We start from the raw sequence: 21,812 nt of genomic DNA, 5'->3' as shown, positions 1-21,812 counted from the left end.
CGAGACATCATAATAAGTCACTTTACTCCCCATAAACGCGCAGTGAAGTGACTTTAAACCCAGATTAATGATTAGTTTCTTAGTTCGTCAAGCACTGCGGCGCGACGCTTGGCAAAGTACTTATCCGTTTCAGCAATAATCACATGCCTTAAGCCAATTAACGCGATCAAGTTTGGGATCGCCATTAAGCCGTTGACTGTATCCGCTAACATCCAAATCAAATCTAACTGGATAAAAGCACCAACGGCAATTAAGCTTAAAAAGGTCAACTGATATAGCTTCACACCTTTTTCACCCAAAAGGTGACCCGTTAAGTAATACCAACAGCGCTCACCATAATAATTCCAACCTAAAATAGTGGTAAATGCAAAACAAACCAATGCGATAGTCACCACGTATTGACCAATAATTGCTGAGCCACCAGCAGCAAATGCGGCACTGGTCATTGCCGCTCCGGCAGTGTCACCACTCCATACTCCGGTGATAATCAACACTAGCCCAGTCATAGTACAGATTAAAATAGTATCGAAGAACGTCCCCGTCATGCTCACCATACCCTGCTCAACAGGTTCATTGGTTCTAGCGGCAGCCGCCGCTATAGGTGCGCTACCTAAACCCGATTCATTTGAAAACACCCCACGAGCGATGCCTATTTGCAGCGCCTGCGCTACCGTGGCTCCTAAAAATCCACCGGCGGCTGAAATAGGAGTAAAGGCCGAGTGCAGCACAAGTTGCAGTGCTGGCAGTATTTGATCGGCAAACATCACTAAAATCCACAGGCAAGCAAACACATAACCTAACGCCATCGTCGGTACGACCTTTTGCGCCACATTGGCAATGCGTTTCACGCCGCCTAATGTCACCGCGGCCACCATTAAGGTCAGCACTATGGCCGTTACCCACGCAGGGACATCAAAGGCGATAGTCATGGCATCGCTAATGGCATTCACTTGGGCAAAGGTACCAATACCAAAAAATGCCACCCCGACGCCAAACACGGCAAAGATCTTTGCCAGCCATTTAAGGCCAAGTCCGCGTTCAATGTAATACATCGGGCCGCCCGCAATATTACCTCGCGCATCCGTAGTTCGGTATTTAACGGCCAACATGCACTCGGCATACTTGGTTGCCATACCAAAAAAAGCCGCGAGCCACATCCAAAACAGTGCACCTGGGCCACCCATTTTAATCGCGGTAGCAACGCCGACAATGTTGCCGGTACCTATGGTGGCCGACAGTGCAGTACAAAGCGCAGCAAAAGAGGTTAAATCGCCTTTTCCGGTGGCTGGTTTAAACAGCAAACTCAGGGCTAGCGGGAGTTTAAAGACTTGAATAAGTTTAAGTCTAATCGTGAGATAAAGACCGGTTCCGACCAGTAGGCAAAGGGTAACAGGCCCCCAAACAATGGCGTTGATATCGGCTAGTAGTGCGTGGTAATTCATGGTGTTCCTCGAATATTAAACAGCGTAACTTGGTATAAAGTTATTAATAATCGGAGGAGAAAAGAAATGGCTGGTGTTCGCCGCTGTTGATCGCAGCGAGCGGTTTATCTAACCCAATAAAAGGCAGAAAAGGCGCAGCAGCAAACGACAGTGACTAATATCGGGTTGATAATAGCTAACACAGTCATCCTCTCCTCTGTCCTTTTGCCTGAGCGTTTCGCGCTAACCATGTTCTGTTAGCACTTTCGCCTTCGGCGCTGTGTGGCAAATAAAGCTTGCAACGCTTATCTGTTCACAGTCTCTCCAGAGGCTCGTCCAGTAACAGTCCTCACCACAATGTGGCACCTGAAAGAGTCCTTAGTTTGAGCGCTACGCTATACATTAATATAGTGAAATAGAGCTCAAAAAAAAGTTGCCTCGTCGGTGTAGGTATACCAATTCTATTGAATAGTTGCTCTGAATTGAGCACATATTTATTGGAAGTGGTATTTATCCCTACTCTCCTGCTACCTTCATCCGAACGGATCCACTAAGAACCGCATCTAAACACGATCAATAGGGTTAAATAGAATGCGTTATCTCAACGCTAGCCTCAAGTGAGCTAACTCACACTTTAATCACTCAAAAGCCCGCAACCAATTGGCTGCTGATTTAATCAGCACTATAAAGCAAAAAACCGACTAATCGCTAGTGCGATCAATCGGTCTGAATCCTATGCCCAATAGCGGGCCAGCCTTTCTAAGCGCTATAGCTAATTCGGCGCTCTTCGTATTTATCAAACATCTGCTGTGCTTGGTCATCAACGTATGGGCGTAGGCCGCTCATCACCAATGTCTTAATTCCGGTGCCAACCAGAGTGTCACCACTGTGGAGCTCAAACGTTAATGTGACATCGCCACGCTTACCTTGGATCTGTAAATCTTCCTTCACTAACGTGAGCTCAACTTCGGTAAAGTCGAGCGTGGTTAAATCAAAAGACATGCTTTCATAGATCACTAGCGGCCTTGCAGGATTGATCATCATTTGGCGCTGTTTCATCATCGGCACCAAAATATGCATAAAGTTAAGACCTGAAAACGCGACATATTTGCGAATAAATGATTCAATCTGAACATCACAATGTCTAACATCACCGCTGCGATGTACGTTTAAATAGCACTTTTCTTTATCATCATGAATATCGAAATCTTCATCTACGGTAACGGGAAACTGCAGCTTTACACCTTCACCGACCATGCCAGCAAAATTAAACGTCATTTTTTGGCTAAGACCGTATTCATTCAATACCAGAGAGAAAAGCAGATCGCCTGGTACACAAAAGCGCTTTGCGGCAACGTCATGAATAGGATTGAAATCTTGTGCAACGCTTTTAGCAAACTCACTAGCCTGTTCAGGAGCGATTAAAATAGACTGGTTTGTTTTTTTAAAGAAAGAACTTAGAAACATAATCACTCAACAATCTTGTTAGCCTGTAAAATGGGCAAGCATTGTATACCATGATCAAAAATTGACTCACCCGATGACTTAGCATGATGGCCCCACACCCCCAATTAGTCTAGGTTTTAACACGTTTATATCACCATGAACGTTAACAAAAAACTCGTTACTTTAAGAATGGATAGCTCAAAACATCGCTAAAACCTTACTTTTACTGTGCCTTTCTTCAATCTGTTTAGCTTAAACCAAGCGTATCAATTTCACACATTGAGTAACGTAAAGAAAAGTGTAACAGCGAGCCACCTCCCATAAAAACACTTAAGCCACTGTTTTAAAGCATATAACTTACAACCAGCACAAATGTAAAATACAGGCAGCTGATACAGTTTATTTACGAACCTTGATCTTAATCATAATTTGAATGAGAATAGTTTGCATTATGTTACTCAATTGATAAACTCCTCACAAAATTTATAACCCGACTTAACAAAGGGACCGAATGATGATGAAAAAAACGTTACTTGCTACTGCGCTAGTTAGCATGTTTGCGGCTCAAGGGGCTTACGCTTCGGATGAAACTGCTGAGCTACGCAAGATTATTGAGCAACAACAAAAAGTCTTACAAGATCTTGAAAAGCGTCTTGATGAAACTGAAAAACGTGTTGAGAAAACAGCTGATGTTGTTGAAGAGTCAGCTTCTGAATCTAAGAGCGCGACCACTATTGGCGGTTATGGTGAACTTCACTACAACAACATCACTGATAACAAAAGTGGCAAAGACAAGAAAGAGTTCGACTTCCATCGTTTCGTGCTTTTTGTTGGCCATGAGTTCACTGACAGCACACGTTTCTTCTCTGAGCTAGAAGTTGAACACTCAATCTCTGGTGACGGTCAAAATGGTGAAGTAGAACTCGAACAAGCTTACATTGAGCATGACTTTAACGACATGTTTACCGGTAAAGCGGGTCTGTTCCTAATGCCTGTCGGCATCATTAACGAAACTCACGAGCCACCAGCGTTTTACGGTGTTGAGCGTAACCCTGTTGAGAAAAACATCTTGCCTGCCACTTGGTGGGAAGCGGGTCTAAACCTAAACATTCAAGCGGCTCCAGGTCTGGCATTTGATGGTGCCGTGACCTCGGGTCTATATGTTGATGAGTCATACAGTATTCGCGGCGGACGTCAAAAAGTGTCTAAAGCAAAAGCTGAAGACTTAGCATATACCGCTCGCATTAAGTACACCGCAGTACCGGGTCTAGAATTAGCCGCTACAGCTCAGTACCAGTCAGATCTAACTCAAGGCCGCGCTGCTGTTGATACTGCATCTGCAACATTGCTAACGGCTCATGCTATCTACTCTATCCAAGGTTTCACCATCAAAGCGCTTTATGCTCAGTGGGATATCGATGGTCAAGAAGCAGAAGCCTTAGGTCGTGATGATCAAAACGGTTACTACATTGAACCTTCATATCGTTTCAACGAAAGCTTTGGTGTGTTTGCTCGTTACAACGAGTATGACAACAACGCAGGCAACAGCGATGACACTAAAGTAGAGCAAACCAACGTGGGTATTAACTACTGGTTGCACGAAAACGTGGTATTTAAAGCTGACTATGAAAAAGTGGGCGGCGCTAAAGATGCTGACGGATTTAACTTAGGCGTTGGGTACCAGTTCTAATTTGAACTAGACTCAGCAGCTCAGTTGTTACATCAGTGAGTGCTCAATATTGAGCACTCATACATTTACCATCACACGAGCTAGATCAACATGAAACGACCTCTCGTTATATTATCTGTCTTATTAAGCTGCTCATTGATGAGCGCTGCAGTAAACGCTAGAGGGACCTACCAAGAGCCAGAAGAGTTTATAAGCCAAGCCTTTAATGCTGAAGTGCCTAAAGCTAAAGTATTCTGGATTGACGAACCCGCTCAACAAGCCATTGAGTCTATCCTCGCCCATCGCTATAAAAAAATGCGTCTACGCTACTGGCAGCAAGCCAATGAAAGCGTTTGGATTATGGATGAAATAGGCAAAGAATCCCCCATCACTGTGGCCATTCATGTCAAAGACAGTGCTATTGCCCAGACAAAAGTACTGGTTTATAGAGAAAGTCGCGGCGATGAAGTCAGGCATGACTTCTTTACTGATCAGTTTAAATCAGCCAAACTCAAGCAAAACTTGCAACTCGATACACATATCGATGGCATAACAGGCGCAACGTTATCCGTTCGAGCGTTAACAAAGTTATCCCGAATAGCCCTGTACCTAAACGACTATGTGATTAAAAAAGATAAAGAATGACGCGAAAACATCCTAGTTTAAGAGTAAAACTGTTACGACAATTACGCCCTTGGCATCGCAGAATAGGTATTTTTTCGACCTTATTCGTCATTTTCATGGCCGTTTCAGGCGTACTGATCAACCACAGTAATCACCTTTCCCTCGATACCGCTCAAGTAAAACAAAGCTGGCTACTCGATTACTACGGCGTAAAAGCACCAAAAGACGTTAATCTTTATCAGCAAACGCCACAAAAGTTGATTAGCGCCGGTAACCAAGTGTGGCTTGATACTCAGTTAATTCTTGAGGCTAATAGCTCAGTGTTAGCGGTTATCAGCTATGACCAGATGATTGTGGCTGTGGATACTAATCACCTCTACCTGCTATCTCAGCAAGGTGAACTACTGGAAACGCAAGATAGTGCGACAGGTTTGCCCTCTCATATACAAGCACTTGGGTTGCAAGACAATCTTTGGCTAAAAACGCAATCGGGATTATTTGTCGCTGACAGTGATCTTATTGATTGGTCTCAATCTCAACCTCTTGCCGCAATTCCTTGGGTTAAGACCTTAAATAATACCGATAGCAATGAGATTACAGAGCAAATACGCGCCAGTCGTCTACATTGGGAGCGGGTATTACTCGATCTACACAGTGGTCGTTTCTTTGGTGCGTTAGGCCCTTGGATGATGGATCTTGTCGCGCTAGCACTGATCATAATGTCATTGACTGGCTGCTATATTTGGCTGCAGCAAAAACCAGTAAAAGTTAAGCGTCGTAAAAAATAAACTCTCTTACCATTTCGGCCTCGAGCATGGGCTCCGTCAATATCAGAGAACACTATTGCCCCCCCCTTGATGCATCGACAAAATGTACCTAAAAACGAATTAAGCCATGATTAACATCATCCAACTAATAGGTTGTACCAAAAAACTAGTGCTTATAACACTCAGTGGCATGCACTAACGCCTCTCTAAACCACTGATGTCCATTATCGGTGCGTTGAGATTGATGCCATGTCATGTAAATAGGCACTCTCTTTGTTTCGAATGGAATATCCAGCACCTGCCCATCTCCCGCTTTTGCGACTCTTTCCGCATGCCAACGTGCACTAACACATAGCCATTCAGTGTCACTGACTAAATGCAGACCCGTTAATATAGAGCTAGTGCAATAAGCCACTTTTCTCGTGGGTAATACTTTCTCAGTAACCGAGTTTAGCGCATGACTATCCATTCTCTGGGTTTCCCACAAAATGTGCTTTTCAGCAAAAAATTGCTCCTCCGTTATGCATCCTTGGATCCGTGGATGATTTACGCTTAGGGACACCACCAACTCTTGCTCGTAAAGTATTTGGTTATGATAGCCATGATCTTCAAACGGCACGGTAGATAAAATAATATCGACCTTACGCATTCGTAAGTCTTCTTGCCTAGACTGTTCATCAGTATGTTCAATATCGGCAATAATTTTAGTATTTGGGGCGTGCTCTGCACGGTATTTTGCAAAGTTAGGCACTATCATCAAATCAATATCTTTATGGCTTGAAACCCGAAAGGTACGCTTACTCGATAAGGCATCAAAACTATGCCGAGAGTTTGCACCATTGACCAACAAACTGAGGGGTTCTTGGATCTCAGCATGTAGCTCTATAGCAAAATTGGTAGGACGAATACCGCGCCCCTCTCTGATAAACAAAGGATCACTGTATTGCTCACGCAATCTATTTAGCGCCTGACTTACTGCCGGGGCTGTGATGCCTAATGACTCTGCTGCAACATTCACACTTTGCGACTTCATCACGGCGTCAAAGGTTTTCAGTAAGTTCAAGTCCATTTATTGTCCTTTCAATTATGCCATTACCCCGAATGTTTAAACGAAGGATAATAATCGACACTTCATCCGCAGTCGCTTTTTACTCAGTTCTATAAACGGAAAAAGGTTTATGCATCAAGCATAAACCTTTTTAAATTTATTGTTATAGAGAATATTCTATTCGCTATTTTGGCTATGCAAACTTACCCGCCAATCAGCTTTTTCCACCAAGGCAATGGCTCACCGCAATTGGCTGCGGGTTGATAGCTTTCCCTCAGTGCTGGTACACGCATGACATTGCCGCAGTCCGCTTCTTTTGCCACGCCAGTATCATGTTCAAAGTAACCCTGTACCACGCCATCGACTGGCGCCATCCGTAAGCTCAAAGGTGGACGATTCTTCAAGAAAGCTTGGTATACCGCCATCGCGCCACTACTACCATAGAGATTGGTTTTTCCGTTATCATCTCGCCCCACCCAAATAGCCGCGACATTACGCTCATCAAAACCGGCAAACCAAGAGTCTCTGGAATCATTACTGGTACCCGTTTTACCTGCGAGAGTGGTACGCGGAAAAGCATTGCCTAAACGTTTAGCGGTGCCAGCTTCTACCACCTGCGTCATTGCATATTTAACCAAGTAGTTACTCGCTGCTGGAATCGCTTGAGTGGCTTTAGGTCTTGATGCCGCCAGCGGTTGGTTGTTGGCATCTAATACCGTGGTCACTGAATTTAGATGGCGATAGCGACCATTATCAGCGATGGTTTGGAAGACTTGCGCGACCATTAAGGGGGAACCGTTGACTGCACCGAGTAACATTGACGGGTACTCAGGGATCTTATCTTTCCAACCCGCGCGATCTAGCGTGGTAGCAACACTCCCGACACCTATCGCCATCCCTAGATTAACGGTGGGTACGTTCATCGATTTTTTAAAGGCGGTAAGCAAAGGCACTTGGCCGCGGAATTTTTTATCTACATTTTGCGGTGACCAGGTTTTGCCTTGACCATTTTTAAGGGTAATCGCCTGATCCTTTAGTGGAGTGGCAAGTGTGTATTTATCGGGTTGGTTCAGGGCGGTTGCATATACAAACGGCTTGATTAAAGAACCTATAGGTCGACGGATCTCAACGGCACGATTAAAGCCTTGGTAACTCGGTACTTTATCGCCAACCATAGCGGCAATACCCGCGGAATATTTATCGGTAAGCACCATGCCAACCTGCAAGGATTTATTATTTTCACCTAGTTGTTTAAGGGTTTGTTTAACCGCTTTTTCAGCGGCTTCCTGCGCCATAGGGTCGAGGGTGGTATACACCTTAATCCCTGATTGTTGTAACAGTGCATCACCATATCGCGTGGCTAACTCATGCTTAACCACAGCAAAAAATGCCGGCAATTTTTGGTGCACTGGCTTATCTGATTTTCTCAAGCCTAATGGCGATTCAACCGCGGCCTCATACTGCGCCACATTAAGTTCACCCGCCTCCATTAACAAGCGCAATACCAGATCACGTCGTTTCTGTGCCCTCTCGGGATAACGCCAAGGGTTATAGTAGGATGGTCCTTTAATCACTGCGACTAAAAAGGCTTGTTGTGGCATTGTCAGCTCAGCGATTGGGCGGCCGAAATAGAATTGCGATGCCAGCCCCATACCATGCACGCCACGAGACTTATCTTGTCCCATGTAGACTTCATTGAGGTAAGCCTCGAGAATTTCGTCTTTTTCATAGCGAAAATCGATAATAATCGCCATCAGTGCTTCGCGCAGTTTGCGGATAATCGAACGTTCGCTCGATAAGAAGAAGTTCTTAGCCAATTGCTGAGTGAGCGTTGAGCCACCTTGTACTGTTCGTCCAGCACTAATGTTGACCATCGCCGCACGTACAATCGCAAACGGATTGACGCCGTGATGTTCATAAAAACTGCGGTCTTCAACCAAGATAAGTGCATCGATAATCGAATGCGGCATCTTTGCCTTTGTCACAAACAGTCGGTCTTCGCCATCACCGGTGATCATCCGATCCAATAACACCGGCTCGAGATGAAACACGGCTAAATGGCGTTTGTCGCTACTTCTAGTCACCGAGCTCACACCATTGGAGTCAAAGGTGAGCATTACTCTTTGTTCTGCTTGGTCACCTTGAGGATGTAAGAAGGGTCGGCGCCATAGATCAATTTTGGTTTTAGAGGCAGAAAATTCGCCCACTTGCCGCGGATTAGCCACTTTACGGTAACCGAGCAATTTAAGCTCTGACATCAGCTGGCCATGACTCACGGCCGCGCCAGGATACAAGGCCATTGAGCGACTAAAGACTTGCGCGGGGAGATGCCACTTCTGGCCTTCGAATTTACGCGCAATGATTTGATCTAAATAGATGGCGTATGCCGCGACAAATACCGCACCAATCAGTGCCAGCTTCCAACTGATAGACCAGACTTTACGCCCCCAATGGGCTTTTGCCCCTGAGGCCTTTGTCGGTTTTTTACCGCCTTTTGCGGCTGAAATTTTTTTAACCGGTGCGCGTTTTGCCGTTGTTTTTGGTTTTGCCGTCGTTTTCGGTTTTGCTTTCGGTGTCACTTTTGGTTTTGGTGTCGCTTTATCTGTCATTACTATTCCGCGGCCCAGCTCTTAATGATCACAAGCTAAAGGTCTTTTAGGGTAAATGTACTCGGTTGTTTTGTGGTGAGGGCATCTGGCCAAAAAAACCTTGGCAACAAATGATTGAATTACGCTATACCCTGTTATTCGCATTAATTTCAAATGCAAAATATCACAATAAACTAACAACCAAGATTATGAAAAAATGAGATTGGATTCTACTATATCTTCAGGACAAGAGCATGCGATACCCATTCCATTAAATTATTACGCATTCAGCGGAGTGGCTATTCATCACTGCCGAGCAAAAACACAGCACAAACTTCATTGTTCCATGCCAATATTTATCCCATGTTTTAGCTGGAAAACTGCTTCAAACACGTCGAAAAACATCATCACAGCACTGATAGCACTGCGATAATCGTATGCACTAAGACTGCACGAATTAGGATAGGAACATGCGCATCTAATGCGCACATTGAAATGGGTGACAACTAAGATGTCTCGATGGATTAAGCAAGATGAATTCAAGCAATAAGGTGATAGCTGGGCGAACGTATGAGCGTTTAATGCTTAGTCGTCGCTGGGGATAATTCAGCGACTCCCCCTGCCTCTTTAGCGCTTGAGTACTGCTCCTAAGTTACGCAGAAAAATACGTTTTTTTGATAAAATCAATATGGAAGGTGGAGCAGATCGCTTTATCACTCATGAGGAGGGTCAGATACGAGTAAACATATTTAAAATGACTAAGCGGCTGAACGTTCATTTTAAAATGAGTGGCGTAAACTAATTCCAGCTGAACTAAAGTGGGCACAATAAATAGGTCACTGAGGCTGATATCCGCACCATGATAGTATTGATGCTGAGCCAACTTATTATCTAATACCGTTAGGTTCTCAAAAAATGCATTGGTTGCTTCTTCATGCTCATGTTGATTGGTGCTAAAACCTGCTTTAAAGGGCAATGTGTTGATATTTGTGTTAATCCACTGGCATTGCGCTTCAATGTCCTCTTGATATTGCTCTGGCATTAAGTCTACTTTAGAGCGCGATAATTCCTGCTTTGCTAGCCATTTACTTATTTCAAAAGAGTCATTACTAACAATGGTACTGAGCTTTTTATCCCATAAAACAGGCACCGATATACGTCCAGAATAATCCTGTTTGGCATCTTGATAGACTTGATATAAGTAACGTCTTGGTGTTAGTGGATCACTATACTCTTCACTAAACTCCCAGCCATTATTACCTTTTAGTGGTGCAACAGAAGAGACTGAAACATACTCTTCTAGCCCCAGTAGAGCAATAACAAGAATGGCTCTATGAGCAAAGGGACATCCATAAGAAACATACAAATGGAATCGATCTTTGTCTAATGAAGCAAACGCGTTAAATGTATCTACGCGCTGCAATTGTGATAATTCACCCTTAGCCTGCCATTGCCCTTGCTTCATGTAAGCCATTCTAAAAATTCCTATAATTGAGTTTCAAATAATTTAATGATGTCAGTTAATTCTTGATCAGCAGTGGCGGTTAACTTTCCATCAATCATTTTTTCGAAATAGCTGCCAAGGCTATAGGTTGCTTTTACATCGCCACCCCACCAGGGCATAAGCGCTGCCATTGATTTTATATTGGTGGCGCCACCCGTCACTCCAGGAGAAGTGCTCATCAGCAACACGGGTTTTGCCTCATCACCAAAAAACGGGGTTTTGGGTGGTACCAGTCGTGACAACCAGTCAATAACATTTTTCAAGTACGCAGGCATTGAACCATTATGTTCTGGTGCTGCGATAATAATGGCATCGTGCTTTACCAACTCTTTTTTGAGCTGGTATACCTCTTCAGGAATGCCATTAACTTCAATATCGACGCTATATATAGGTAATGGATAATCACTTAGATCTAGCATTGTGACTTCGTTTTGCATTACCTTCCCCACGGCGATATTTAGCAATTGTTGATGAATAGAATGACTATGGTTACTGCCAGTAAATGCGATAATTTTTTTCATTGCTCACTCTCGTCTTATCATTGCTCAGTAGGGATATATGTTTCGTTTGTTAGGTATTCATAACTAGCAACAATGACTTGTTTTAACGTTTCCATTTCTTTTATATTTTGAGGGGCATAGACCAAAATTTCATTTACACCATATTTCTTATAGGGATGAGGCTCTCCCCATTTCGCGTCAAGTACCGCCTCAATATCCCGCTCTGGCAGACAAACATGGATGCTGCCATCTTTATGTAAATGGGCAAATTCACGGCTTTCAGTTGGAGGCGGCATAAAACCATCTATTGGCGTATTATTAATGTTCTCATCCAGCCACATTGCTCGACTTGAAGGCACAGAAATTAAGGTTCTGTGTTCTCTAGATTTAGGGAATGCATTAAACATCCAATCGGCAAGTGAATGATATATGTCTCGAGGACTGTGTAGATCGTGCTGTAAATGTGGCGGCACAGGATTTGTTCTTGGTTTCACACCCACTCTTTTAGATAATTTCAATGTCACCATTATTCACTCCAACTAATCACTTAATGGCGCCAGTATAGATAATTTGACTTTACTTCTTAATACCGCAAAATAAGAAAATATATTTTGCGAATTGAGAAAAATCATGGATAAATTAAAAGCAATGACGATTTTCAACGCCGTCGTTGAAGAAGGAACAATGACAGCAGCCGCGAAACGATTAGGGATAGCCAATTCAGTGGTGTCTAAAAACTTAAATGAGCTAGAAGCTTGGCTAGGTAGAAAGCTGATTTATCGCTCGACACGGAGGCTAAACTTAAGTTTAGAAGGCAAGGCGTACTACGAAAAAATAAAACACATTGTTGTTGCCGTTGAGTCACTTGAACAACCTGATAGCGTTGAAAATATCGAGCTTACTGGGGTTATTAAAATCACCGCCCCCGTCATCATTGGAAAAAGGCTGTGTGAATATGTGTTGCCTCATTTTCATACGGAGTTTCCAGGTATTCATTTGGACTTGTTACTGTCGGATGATTTTAATGACATGATTGAAGAAGGGATCGATATAGCCTTAAGGATCAGTAAACTGCCTGATTCCAACTTCATTGCTAAGAAAGTTGGCAAGCAAACAATACGATTAGTGACGAGTTTGTCTTACGTTGAACAGTTTGGTGCACCGCTGGATTTTGGAAGTTTGAATAGGCATGTTTGTATTGTTGATAATTCTATTGCGAATGCAAAAAGATGGGGGTTTACCAATACCGAAGGTGGGATCAACAGTGTACATATTGACGGTCCAATGGCGGTTAACGATGCAGAATGCGCGGTAATTTTATGTGAGGCGGGGGTGGGTATAGCACAAGTACCAGAGATGTTTGTTAATGAAAGTATCCGCCAAGGCCGGCTTATTGAGTTATTACCAGAGTGTGCGCTGGAATTTGATATCTCGATTCTATACCACCAGAAAAGTACCGGCAGCCCCATGATTAAATCGGTTATTGAATACCTAGTTGCTCATATCGATACACAACATTTCCTTTGAAAAAATCACGGTAATGAAAGCGTATAAATAACAGCTTGGATGTTTAAAATATCCCGCTAACCTTAAAGACTTCCCTCTTATAAGCCAATTGAATAAGTTGGCTCATTCATATCAGCTACGTCGCGATACGGCTCTAACTAACGTGACTCTTAGTTTAAATTTAGCACTACTATTTTTTGCAAATCAAGAAAACTGATTTTCAATTACTCGCCATACAGAAATAAAGGAGGCTGAACTACACTTGTTTTCAAATTAGAAAGCAAAGGAATACAACAATGAAAATCCTAGTATTTGGTGCCACAGGAAAAATAGGACGTGAAGTCGTCAACCTGCTAAAGCCTGAACATGACGTTATTGGTATTAGCTCTAGAAGTGGGCCAATAATTGCTGACTACACAGATGCAACTGCCGTTGAGTCAGTTTTTCAACAAGTCACCGATGTTGATGCCGTGGTAGTTGCTGTCGGTGGCGATAGCAACTTTAAACCTTATAGCACTTTGAATGATGTAGATATTTTACTGGGCGCCCAGAGAAAGCTTATTGCACAGTTTCGCATTGTGGCATTGGCTCAAAAGTATCTTAACCAAGGGGGTTCAGTCACGTTAACCAGCGGGTTTTTATCTCATTACCCAAATGAGTACAGCTTAGCAACAGGTCCATTTAATGCCGCCATCGATACCTATGTTTCACAATCGGCCCCCTTATTAAAAAACGATATGCGTCTAAATGTAGTAAGTCCAGCCCCAGTCGTAGAACAAGACAAGGTTCGAACTGGATTGGTCACCGCAAGAGATGTCGCGCTGTACTATATAGATTCAATTCTGGGAATGGACACGGGTAAGGTTTATCGCGCTTGGGGAGGCCTACCATTACCTGAGCAAGCCTGAAAAACACATGCCTAATTATCGTTGGCATTCCTCTATTTTAAAATTGAAATTGAATTAAAACGATGTTCTAACCGAATAAACAAATACTCACGACATAATTTAAATTGGAGATTAAAATGAAATCAATTAAATCAATATTAATATTAACCACCGTGGCTTTAAGTTTATTAACGGGTAACGCTTTTGCGGCTGAATCCGTTGCTGAATTAAAAGCGCAGATCGCAAAATTAGAAGCCCAAGTTGCTAGCCATAATGCCGAACGTTCGCAAACTATGGTGCATCTAAAAACGTTCGACGAACTCGATCTTGTTGCATTTAATAGCCGTGACATGGCCCGTATTGGTGAAATTCATGCTGACAATGTCATAGTACACAACGCTGATGGTACCCAAACATCCCCCTTTAAACCTCATTCTGAAGAATTAGACTTATTGTTTGATACTTTTGATTTCAAAGTTAAAGAGCATATTGTTGGCTTTGGTTTTGGTGAATGGACTGCCGGTATTAGTATATCTGAAGGTCGTTGGGTTAAACCGCTTATATTAAAAGATGGCACCGTTTTAAAGCCTACAAACAAGACCGTGAGTTTAAAAATAGCAACCATTGCACGATGGGAAAATGGCCGTATTGCCGAAGAGTACTTATTTTGGGACAACGCAGACTGGAACCGTCAAGTTGGTTTGAAATAGGCCTATTTTATCGTCTCACCGGTTAAATAAATGGTGTCAGCTCATGTTGAATTCATTAAAGATTGTTTCACTTATAAGCGCTTTTTTTATATCGAATTTAGCTTGGGCTGAAGAGACTTCAGCCGATTGGGGAGAGCGTCTTCGCTTTTTCCGCTGGCTTGAAAACTATGATGATTTTAAAGCTAACCAGGGTGAGACATTTGCAACACTTAAGCGCATAGCGCTAACAGACAGCAGAGCTGCTTACTTAACAATCGGTGGAGACTACCGTGCTCGTTACGAGCACTATTCAAATCAAATGTTTGCCTTGGTATCAGATGACTCATCAAACTCTCGATTACAACGCTTTATGTTACATGCAGACTTGCACTTGGAGTCTTCTCGGTTATTCGTGCAACTCGCCCAATACACCGAAGATGGTTTAACTCATGGCCCACGTCCATTAGATGAATCAGCGTTAGATATCCAGCAAGCATTTTATGAAACTAAGACTGATTGGGGAAAAATTAAGCTTGGCCGTCAAGAGTTTATTTTAGGCAGCGGTAAGAAAACGGGAGTAAGAGAAGGGCCCAATCAAAGGCGAGCATTCGATGGCATTAATGTCACCATTAAAGGGGCTTCAAAAAGCACATTTGATATTTTTTATATGCAGGAAGTACAAGCCCAAAAGGAGTCATTTAAAGATTCATCGAGTTCTGATAGAAGATTATACGGCGTTCATGCCAATGCTTTCGTCACTTGGGACAATGACGTATCGATGGACCTATTTTACTACGGCTATAATCATGACCGTAAAGTATATGAACAAGGAATAGGAAAAGAACAACGTCACAGCATAGGGACACGTTTTTACAAAAAAATAGGGCCTATACAGTTTGATTACGAGTTAACGTATCAGTTTGGCGATTTTGAGCAATATGATATTTCCGCCTGGGGGTTTGCGAGTGAAACGAGCTTGCTTATCGAAAACCTTGATTGGCTAAATGAGATTGGAGTCCGCATTAACTATGCAAGTGGTGATAGCAATTCTCAAGACGGTGAACTGGGCACCTATAATGCCTTATTTCCTAATGCCGCTTATGTCTCTGAGTCCGCCCTATTTGCACCCGGTAATATTAAGGATATTCAGCCGTTCGCCAATCTACAAATCGCGCCTAATCTTACCGTGTTTTTAGGGGCGGATTTCCTATGGAGGGCATCAAAAGATGACGCATTATACGTAAATCCAGGGGTGCCAATACTCACATCTGAAACAAGTCATCATAGCTTCTATGGAACCCAATTTAATCTAACCGCAACTTGGCAGATCACTCATTTTTTATCTCTGCAGAGCTTTTACACCCACACCGATGTTGGTGACTTTATTGAAGAGAGTAAAGGGCAAGACTCAGAATTCTTTATGACTTCGTTTGCAGTAAAATTTTGATTTAATAGAGCAAGCTAGCTTTATTAATCGCAAGATAGCCCACCGCGATCAGATTGGTTTCTTATGGGTTTTACGGGAGTAACTCTTGCTTTATAAAATCTAAAAACACTCTTATTTTGGGTGAAACAAATTCTCGGTTTTGATAAATGGCATACGTTGAGGTTAACTTTTCAGATGGGCTAAAAGTCAGTGCAGGCATGATGACCGATAATCTTCCCTGCTTAACATCTTCTTTAACTGCCCAGCCAGGGATAAGTGCTATACCAGAGTCATTGGTGATCAGTTGCTTTTGACCATTAACGGAGTTTATCGTGATGCGATTAGACAAGGGAATTTGCTGTGCGGCATCGCCCAACAGATACCACTCTTTCCAACCCACGAATCCATAGCATAAACACGTATGATCTATTAATTCACTTGGTGACAGAGGTACACCGTATTTTTTCAAGTAGCTCGGGCTGGCACAAAGTATAAAGTTATTATCCTGCAGATGTGTCGCAACCAGATTAGAGTCATGCAGCAGTCCGCTTCTAACCGCGATATCGATATTTTCATCAACCATATCCACGACACGTTCAGTTAACTCAAGCTCCAGCTTGATTTCTGGGTATTTTTCCATAAACCTAGCGACTCGCGGTAAGATCACCATTTCACCAAATCCAACGGTCAAACTCACTCGAAGAACGCCCTGAGGTTTATCCTGCAAATCGCTAACGGCTCTTTTCGCGGAGTCAATCTCAGAAATTATTCTTTGGGAATATTCGAAGTATTTCCTTCCGGCCTCCGTTAGCCCTAAATTTCGCGTATTACGGTTTAATAATCTCACCCCCAGTTCTTTTTCCAGTACCGATATTTGTCTCGATATGGAAGATGGCTGGATATCATAAAAATTGCTCGCGGCTGAAATACTTCCTAATTCGGCTACCGTATTGAAATAATGAATTCTGGTGAGTTGACTCATTTGTTAATAGCCTTTTAGACAACACTAAATTTAGCTCTATGGTAAACCTTTTTAATCAAAAAATAGTCGCGCCGTTCAATTTATTCGGCGGCGTAACAAATGCAAGCATAGATGATCAATGCCGTGGCGGGGGACAGTGTTAAAAAAGTAGAACTTGGCAGAGCTGATCCGCCAAGTTCTGTAGTTCAAGTCACTTGGCTAATCTGCTAATTCACTAAACAACTCAGTAAAGTTGCTTAACCCTTCATAGATCAACTCATCAGATATCGTCAACGCAGGTAAAAAACGGATCACGTTGCCATAAAACCCACAGGCAAGCAGGATCAATCCATGCTCTGCAGCCTTAGCAATAATCGCTTGTGTCAGCGCGGAATTAGGCTGTTCGCTGTCACCATGGCTCACCAACTCGATGGCAATCATAGCGCCTTGATTTCGCACTTCACCAATCAAATGAGGATAGCTTGATTGCAGTAACGTTAGCTGTTCATTGAAAATTTGGCCTATCTGATCTGAGCGCTGAACCAGGTTTTGCTCTTCAATGATCTCAAGCACAGCAAGTGCCGCAACGCAGCCAACAGGAGAGCCACCGTAAGTGCCACCCAGACCGCCCGGTAAAGGAGCATCCATGATCTCACTCTTACCGACAACCGCAGCAATAGGAAAACCACCGGCAATGCCTTTGGCCATAGTGATCAAGTCGGGTTCAACCTTGGCATGTTCAAAACTGAACATCTTGCCAGTACGACCAAATCCAGTTTGGATCTCATCGGCAATCAGCACGATGCCATGTTGATCGCACAAGTCACGTAACGCCTGTAAAAATGCTGCCGGGGCGACATAAAAACCCCCTTCGCCTTGAACTGGCTCGACAATAATCGCCGCGACATCGCTTGGGGCAATATCGACTTTAAACAAGTTATCTAACGCTTTGAGTGACTCTTTAACCGACACATCATGAAAAGCCATTGGAAAAGGCGCGTGGTAAATATCACCAGGAAACGGACCAAATAGATGTTTATAAGGGCTAATTTTGCCCGTCAGCGCCATGGTCAAATTAGTCCGCCCATGAAAGCCACAATTAAAGGCGATCACGCCACGGCGGCCAGTATGGGCTCTGGCAATTTTGACGCAGTTTTCAACCGCCTCCGCACCCGTGGTGACAAATATGGCTTTTTTATCACTGTCCCCTGGCGCTAATTCTGTCAGCTTTTCTGCCAGCTCAACGGCTGATTCATAAGGATTGATCATCACACAAGTGTGACTAAACTTATCAAGCTGGGCCTTGACTGCTGCCACCACTTTAGGATGACTATGACCGGTATTACAGACGGCAATACCGGTACCAAAATCAATATAACGCTTACCTTCGACATCCCAAAGCTCAGCATTCAGTGCCCGGTCCACATACACCGGGTAGGCATTACCTTGACCACGTGCGATAACCTTCACTTTTCTATCTTGTAAGCCACTGTTTGTCATTACCATCATCCTATTATCAAAGCCGTTAAAAATTAAATCCTTACTGCTAGCGGTCTAAACCAGCTATACACTGATATTTAATTTCCATTCATTAACCGTCTAAATCAGCTATACACTGATGTTCAACTTCCATAAATTAACGGCCTAAATCAGCTATACACTGATGTTCAACTTCCATTAATTAACGGTCTAAACCACCCATACACTGATATTTGATTGTCATTAATTAACGATCTAAACCACCCATACAAAGGTATTTAATTTCCATATAGTCATCTAGACCATACTTAGAACCTTCACGACCATTACCCGATTGCTTAACACCACCAAACGGCGCCGCGGCATTGGAGATGATGCCTTCGTTGACACCGACCATGCCATACTCCAATCCTTCACCGACACGCCATACTCGGCCAATGTCTCTAGAATAGAAATACGCCGCTAAGCCGTACTCAGTGTCATTGGCCAGTGCGATAGCCTCTTCTTCGGTATCAAATGTGATAATCGGTGTTACAGGCCCGAAAATTTCATTATTGGCCAATGGCATGTCATTGGTCACGCCGGTTAAAATGGTGGGTTCATAGAAGTTATTACCTGCAGCGCCACGTTTGCCTCCAGCAATGAGCTTGGCACCCGCTGCGATAGTGTCTTCCACCAGTTTATGGACGCCTGCCACCGCTTGTGATGAGATCATCGGGCCTAAATTGACGCCCTCTGTAAATCCATCACCGCTCTTAAGTTTAGCCACTGCGCTAGCAAACTTATCGGTAAACTCTTGCGCTATGCTCTGTTGCAGCAAAATACGGTTGGTGCACACACATGTCTGTCCGGCATTGCGGTATTTGGAAATGAGTGCGCCTTGCACTGCGGCATCGATATCGGCGTCATCAAAGACAATAAAAGGTGCATTGCCCCCTAACTCCATCGAGACTTTTTTCACTGTGCTCGCCGCTTGTGTCATCAATATTTTGCCCACAGCAGTCGAGCCCGTGAAGGTAAACTTGGCAACGTCGGGGTGCTGAGTCAGCACTTTTCCCATACCGACAGCATCTTCACCCACCACAACATTCAGTACACCTGCAGGCACACCTGCTCGCGCTGCAAGCTCTGCCATCGCCAGTGCTGATAACGGTGTAATAGGTGATGGACGCACCACAAAAGTACAACCTGCAGCGAGTGCCGCCGCCGCTTTACGCGCAATCATGGCATTAGGAAAGTTCCAAGGTGTAATAGAGGCTACAACACCAACTGGCTGCTTGATCACTATGATGCGCTTATCACCCGCAGGCCCAGGAATGGTATCGCCATAAACACGTTTCCCCTCTTCGGCGAACCAATCAATAAAGGCGGCGCCATAGGCGATTTCACCTTTTGCTTCTGCTAAGGGCTTGCCTTGCTCCAACGTCAATATTCGACCGAGATCGTCTTGGCTTTCCATCATCAGATTAAACCAACGACGCATGATAGCCGCGCGTTCATTCGCTGACTTTTTAGACCAAGCAGGCAGCGCTTTTTTGGCCGCTAATACCGCCGCTTCAGTCTCTTCAATACCGGCATTACTGACTTGTGCCACGACTTGATCATTGGCTGGGTTGATAACATCAAAACGCGTAGCCCCTTCAATCCATTGACCGTTAATGTATGAGCTGAGCTTAACTAATCCAGAATCGTTAACTTGTTGCATAATCACTCCAGCGGGCTGTTTCATCTGATGGTGGCACCCGTTTGTTCATTAAAGATGAAACGGATACTAAAAATTCATATTGCTATTGAATAGCAAAATTAACTCAGGTTAAATACAAAACAATAAACCTTATGTTTTACCGCCATCAAACATTGTATTTCTGTAGGTGATAATTTGATTAAGACGACGCATAAAAGCTCCATCATTCCAAAAGCGGTTACTGAATATGATCTACGTTTACTGCGTATTTTCAGAACGGTGGTTGAAAACGGTGGGTTCTCCGCATCGGAAGTGGAACTGGGTGTGACCCGCTCAACGATTAGCGTGCACATGTCAAACCTCGAAAGCCGAATGAAGCTCAAGTTATGCAGCCGAGGTCGCGGGGGTTTTGCGTTAACAGAAGATGGTCAGGCGGTATATCATGCTTGTATCGAGTTATTTGATTCTTTAAATGATTTTTCTAGACTCATTAATAACTTAGGAGAAGAACTTAGTGGTGAATTGATTATACTCTGTGCCGATCAACTCGATTCTAGAATGCAATTACAGCTAGCCGAAGTGGTGAGAAGGATCCATACCACCCAACCACAACTGCACCTTGTACTCGACAATGAAGCCCTTAAGCATATTGAAAAATGCCTACTTAAAGAGAAAGCGCATATCGGTTTACTGCCCAGTTATCAGCAGGTCGAAGGGCTCGATTACCAAACCATTTACAATGAACCAATCTACCTTTGCTGTAGTCACACACATGCATTTTTCCCGCTCAGCGATGACGAGATCAGTGCCGAGATGTTAGCGCAAACACCCGCCATCCACCCAGGGATCGATATAGATTCAGATGGAAAGGAGCAGTTAAAACAGCTAAATTTGTCAGCCAAAGCCTATCAGTTTGATACTCGTAAAACCTTAATCCTATCTGGCTGCTATATAGGGTATTTGCCGCTCAGTTACATTGAACAAGAGTTAGCAGCCAACCAACTGAAGATTATTCACCGTGAAAGTGCCAGTTATCAATTCAGCTTATCGATGGTGTCCAAACACAATCCACGAGAGACCAGTAAAATTGAGCTGTTAAAAACAGTGTTTAATGAAGTCTTTAACCAAGAAGGTTAAGAGTCATTAACCAAACGGGTTAGGAGTTATTCGGCGGGGTTGTTGCCTGCTAGAATGTTACAAAATTATCGATGCCTAATGGCCGGATTTACTCTTTGTGTATTATTCAATATTGAGTCCCCAGTTATATCTAATGGTTCCAATGACCTGCGGTCGGCGTATGTGCAGACACTCCCGTGACACGCTGCAAGTCCGTCCATGGAAGCTCGGCCATGACCTCCATGTCATGGACGGTCACGGCCGCATCTACACTGGGTTATAAAAGCGCAATCATCCGGCTTATGAGTTTTCAATTTAAGAATGTAAAAACCACTGTCCGCAAAACCAACAGAAAACACCCATTCCCCATCGGAGTTGCCGAAGTGCGTAGATAACCCTTAGTTTTAAGATTGCCGTAGAACCATCAAGGTCTTTCCCGTGCATCCATGCACTTCAAGGCATTCAGGCATCCTGCCTATCAGATGATGGTTCAGGCT

At 43.6% G+C, this 21,812-nt stretch carries 18 protein-coding genes and 1 riboswitch; of the genes, 8 read left to right on the top strand and 10 right to left on the bottom strand.

Annotated elements, in window-relative coordinates; all coding sequences use genetic code 11:
* Positions 1-71 precede the first annotated feature (71 nt).
* Positions 72-1,442, bottom strand: coding sequence for an alanine/glycine:cation symporter family protein (locus L2729_RS05815; RefSeq protein ID WP_248987407.1), 1,371 nt, complete (start codon positions 1,440-1,442; stop codon positions 72-74).
* A 186-nt stretch (positions 1,443-1,628) separates the two neighbouring features.
* Positions 1,629-1,759, bottom strand: a riboswitch (glycine riboswitch).
* Between the two features lie 421 nt (positions 1,760-2,180).
* On the bottom strand, positions 2,181-2,888 hold the full coding sequence (locus L2729_RS05810) for a DUF3581 domain-containing protein (protein ID WP_101091613.1): 708 nt from the start codon (positions 2,886-2,888) through the stop codon (positions 2,181-2,183).
* A gap of 490 nt (positions 2,889-3,378) precedes the next feature.
* On the opposite strand from L2729_RS05810, the gene L2729_RS05805 reads away from it, so the two are divergent.
* From L2729_RS05805 to L2729_RS05795, 3 genes are all read left to right on the top strand, one after another.
* Positions 3,379-4,557 (top strand): porin, encoded by a 1,179-nt coding sequence (locus L2729_RS05805; protein WP_248987406.1) that lies wholly within the window; start codon positions 3,379-3,381, stop codon positions 4,555-4,557.
* A 90-nt stretch (positions 4,558-4,647) separates the two neighbouring features.
* Complete coding sequence (locus L2729_RS05800; RefSeq protein WP_248987405.1) at positions 4,648-5,181, top strand: FMN-binding protein; 534 nt, start codon at positions 4,648-4,650, stop codon at positions 5,179-5,181.
* Positions 5,178-5,948 (top strand): PepSY-associated TM helix domain-containing protein, encoded by a 771-nt coding sequence (locus tag L2729_RS05795; RefSeq protein WP_248987404.1) that lies wholly within the window; start codon positions 5,178-5,180, stop codon positions 5,946-5,948. The genes L2729_RS05800 and L2729_RS05795 overlap by 4 nt, the downstream gene beginning before the upstream one ends.
* A gap of 145 nt (positions 5,949-6,093) precedes the next feature.
* On the opposite strand, the gene L2729_RS05790 is transcribed toward L2729_RS05795, so the two are convergent.
* The 5 genes from L2729_RS05790 to L2729_RS05770 all read right to left on the bottom strand — a co-directional run bounded on the left by L2729_RS05790 (position 6,094) and on the right by L2729_RS05770 (position 12,094).
* Complete coding sequence (locus L2729_RS05790) at positions 6,094-6,996, bottom strand: LysR family transcriptional regulator (RefSeq protein WP_248987403.1); 903 nt, start codon at positions 6,994-6,996, stop codon at positions 6,094-6,096.
* Between the two features lie 182 nt (positions 6,997-7,178).
* A complete protein-coding gene (mrcB, locus tag L2729_RS05785) occupies positions 7,179-9,584 on the bottom strand; it encodes a penicillin-binding protein 1B (protein ID WP_248987402.1) in 2,406 nt (801 codons plus the stop codon).
* Positions 9,585-10,215: 631 nt separating this feature from the next.
* Complete coding sequence (locus L2729_RS05780) at positions 10,216-11,037, bottom strand: glutathione S-transferase C-terminal domain-containing protein (protein WP_248987401.1); 822 nt, start codon at positions 11,035-11,037, stop codon at positions 10,216-10,218.
* Between the two features lie 11 nt (positions 11,038-11,048).
* On the bottom strand, positions 11,049-11,588 hold the full coding sequence (locus L2729_RS05775; protein ID WP_248987400.1) for an NADPH-dependent FMN reductase: 540 nt from the start codon (positions 11,586-11,588) through the stop codon (positions 11,049-11,051).
* Between the two features lie 17 nt (positions 11,589-11,605).
* Positions 11,606-12,094, bottom strand: a complete 489-nt coding sequence (locus L2729_RS05770) for a luciferase domain-containing protein (RefSeq protein ID WP_248987399.1) — start codon at positions 12,092-12,094, stop codon at positions 11,606-11,608.
* Positions 12,095-12,197: 103 nt separating this feature from the next.
* On the opposite strand from L2729_RS05770, the gene L2729_RS05765 reads away from it, so the two are divergent.
* From L2729_RS05765 to L2729_RS05750, 4 genes are all read left to right on the top strand, one after another.
* Positions 12,198-13,094 (top strand): LysR family transcriptional regulator, encoded by an 897-nt coding sequence (locus L2729_RS05765; RefSeq protein WP_248987398.1) that lies wholly within the window; start codon positions 12,198-12,200, stop codon positions 13,092-13,094.
* 275 nt (positions 13,095-13,369) lie between these two features.
* Complete coding sequence (locus L2729_RS05760) at positions 13,370-13,981, top strand: NAD-dependent epimerase/dehydratase family protein (RefSeq protein ID WP_248987397.1); 612 nt, start codon at positions 13,370-13,372, stop codon at positions 13,979-13,981.
* Positions 13,982-14,097: 116 nt separating this feature from the next.
* Positions 14,098-14,670 carry an ester cyclase gene (locus L2729_RS05755; RefSeq protein WP_248987396.1) on the top strand — a complete coding sequence of 191 codons (573 nt, stop codon included), beginning with the start codon at positions 14,098-14,100 and terminating at the stop codon, positions 14,668-14,670.
* 43 nt (positions 14,671-14,713) lie between these two features.
* Complete coding sequence (locus L2729_RS05750) at positions 14,714-16,096, top strand: alginate export family protein (protein WP_248987395.1); 1,383 nt, start codon at positions 14,714-14,716, stop codon at positions 16,094-16,096.
* 70 nt (positions 16,097-16,166) lie between these two features.
* Here the strand turns inward: L2729_RS05750 and L2729_RS05745 are convergent, their stop codons facing one another.
* The 3 genes from L2729_RS05745 to L2729_RS05735 form a co-directional block, all read right to left on the bottom strand.
* The gene (locus tag L2729_RS05745) at positions 16,167-17,057 is read right to left on the bottom strand and encodes a LysR family transcriptional regulator (protein WP_248987394.1); all 891 of its coding nucleotides are present in this window, start codon (positions 17,055-17,057) and stop codon (positions 16,167-16,169) included.
* Between the two features lie 198 nt (positions 17,058-17,255).
* Positions 17,256-18,536 (bottom strand): 4-aminobutyrate--2-oxoglutarate transaminase, encoded by a 1,281-nt coding sequence (gene gabT / locus L2729_RS05740; protein WP_248987393.1) that lies wholly within the window; start codon positions 18,534-18,536, stop codon positions 17,256-17,258.
* 226 nt (positions 18,537-18,762) lie between these two features.
* A complete protein-coding gene (locus tag L2729_RS05735; protein ID WP_248987463.1) occupies positions 18,763-20,220 on the bottom strand; it encodes an NAD-dependent succinate-semialdehyde dehydrogenase in 1,458 nt (485 codons plus the stop codon).
* Between the two features lie 174 nt (positions 20,221-20,394).
* Here L2729_RS05735 and L2729_RS05730 point away from each other — a divergent pair, with 174 nt between their 5' ends.
* Positions 20,395-21,336: a LysR family transcriptional regulator gene (locus tag L2729_RS05730; protein ID WP_248987392.1), complete on the top strand. Its 942-nt coding sequence runs from the start codon at positions 20,395-20,397 to the stop codon at positions 21,334-21,336.
* Positions 21,337-21,812: the final 476 nt, after the last annotated feature.

It is taken from the genome of Shewanella gelidimarina, assembly GCF_023283945.1.
In the GTDB taxonomy this organism is placed as follows: Bacteria; Pseudomonadota; Gammaproteobacteria; order Enterobacterales; family Shewanellaceae; genus Shewanella; species Shewanella gelidimarina.
Note: the sequence above shows the minus strand (reverse complement) of the source record. Positions and strands in the feature narration are given on the sequence as shown.

What these genes read in the sequence shown, in the direction of transcription:
- L2729_RS05815 (WP_248987407.1), bottom strand. Translation starts at nt 1,442, where the DNA reads ATGAATTACCACGCACTACTAGCCGATATCAACGCCATTGTTTGGGGG.
- L2729_RS05810 (WP_101091613.1), bottom strand. Translation starts at nt 2,888, where the DNA reads ATGTTTCTAAGTTCTTTCTTTAAAAAAACAAACCAGTCTATTTTAATC.
- L2729_RS05805 (WP_248987406.1), top strand. Translation starts at nt 3,379, where the DNA reads ATGATGATGAAAAAAACGTTACTTGCTACTGCGCTAGTTAGCATGTTT.
- L2729_RS05800 (WP_248987405.1), top strand. Translation starts at nt 4,648, where the DNA reads ATGAAACGACCTCTCGTTATATTATCTGTCTTATTAAGCTGCTCATTG.
- L2729_RS05795 (WP_248987404.1), top strand. Translation starts at nt 5,178, where the DNA reads ATGACGCGAAAACATCCTAGTTTAAGAGTAAAACTGTTACGACAATTA.
- L2729_RS05790 (WP_248987403.1), bottom strand. Translation starts at nt 6,996, where the DNA reads ATGGACTTGAACTTACTGAAAACCTTTGACGCCGTGATGAAGTCGCAA.
- mrcB (WP_248987402.1), bottom strand. Translation starts at nt 9,584, where the DNA reads ATGACAGATAAAGCGACACCAAAACCAAAAGTGACACCGAAAGCAAAA.
- L2729_RS05780 (WP_248987401.1), bottom strand. Translation starts at nt 11,037, where the DNA reads ATGGCTTACATGAAGCAAGGGCAATGGCAGGCTAAGGGTGAATTATCA.
- L2729_RS05775 (WP_248987400.1), bottom strand. Translation starts at nt 11,588, where the DNA reads ATGAAAAAAATTATCGCATTTACTGGCAGTAACCATAGTCATTCTATT.
- L2729_RS05770 (WP_248987399.1), bottom strand. Translation starts at nt 12,094, where the DNA reads ATGGTGACATTGAAATTATCTAAAAGAGTGGGTGTGAAACCAAGAACA.
- L2729_RS05765 (WP_248987398.1), top strand. Translation starts at nt 12,198, where the DNA reads ATGGATAAATTAAAAGCAATGACGATTTTCAACGCCGTCGTTGAAGAA.
- L2729_RS05760 (WP_248987397.1), top strand. Translation starts at nt 13,370, where the DNA reads ATGAAAATCCTAGTATTTGGTGCCACAGGAAAAATAGGACGTGAAGTC.
- L2729_RS05755 (WP_248987396.1), top strand. Translation starts at nt 14,098, where the DNA reads ATGAAATCAATTAAATCAATATTAATATTAACCACCGTGGCTTTAAGT.
- L2729_RS05750 (WP_248987395.1), top strand. Translation starts at nt 14,714, where the DNA reads ATGTTGAATTCATTAAAGATTGTTTCACTTATAAGCGCTTTTTTTATA.
- L2729_RS05745 (WP_248987394.1), bottom strand. Translation starts at nt 17,057, where the DNA reads ATGAGTCAACTCACCAGAATTCATTATTTCAATACGGTAGCCGAATTA.
- gabT (WP_248987393.1), bottom strand. Translation starts at nt 18,536, where the DNA reads ATGACAAACAGTGGCTTACAAGATAGAAAAGTGAAGGTTATCGCACGT.
- L2729_RS05735 (WP_248987463.1), bottom strand. Translation starts at nt 20,220, where the DNA reads ATGCAACAAGTTAACGATTCTGGATTAGTTAAGCTCAGCTCATACATT.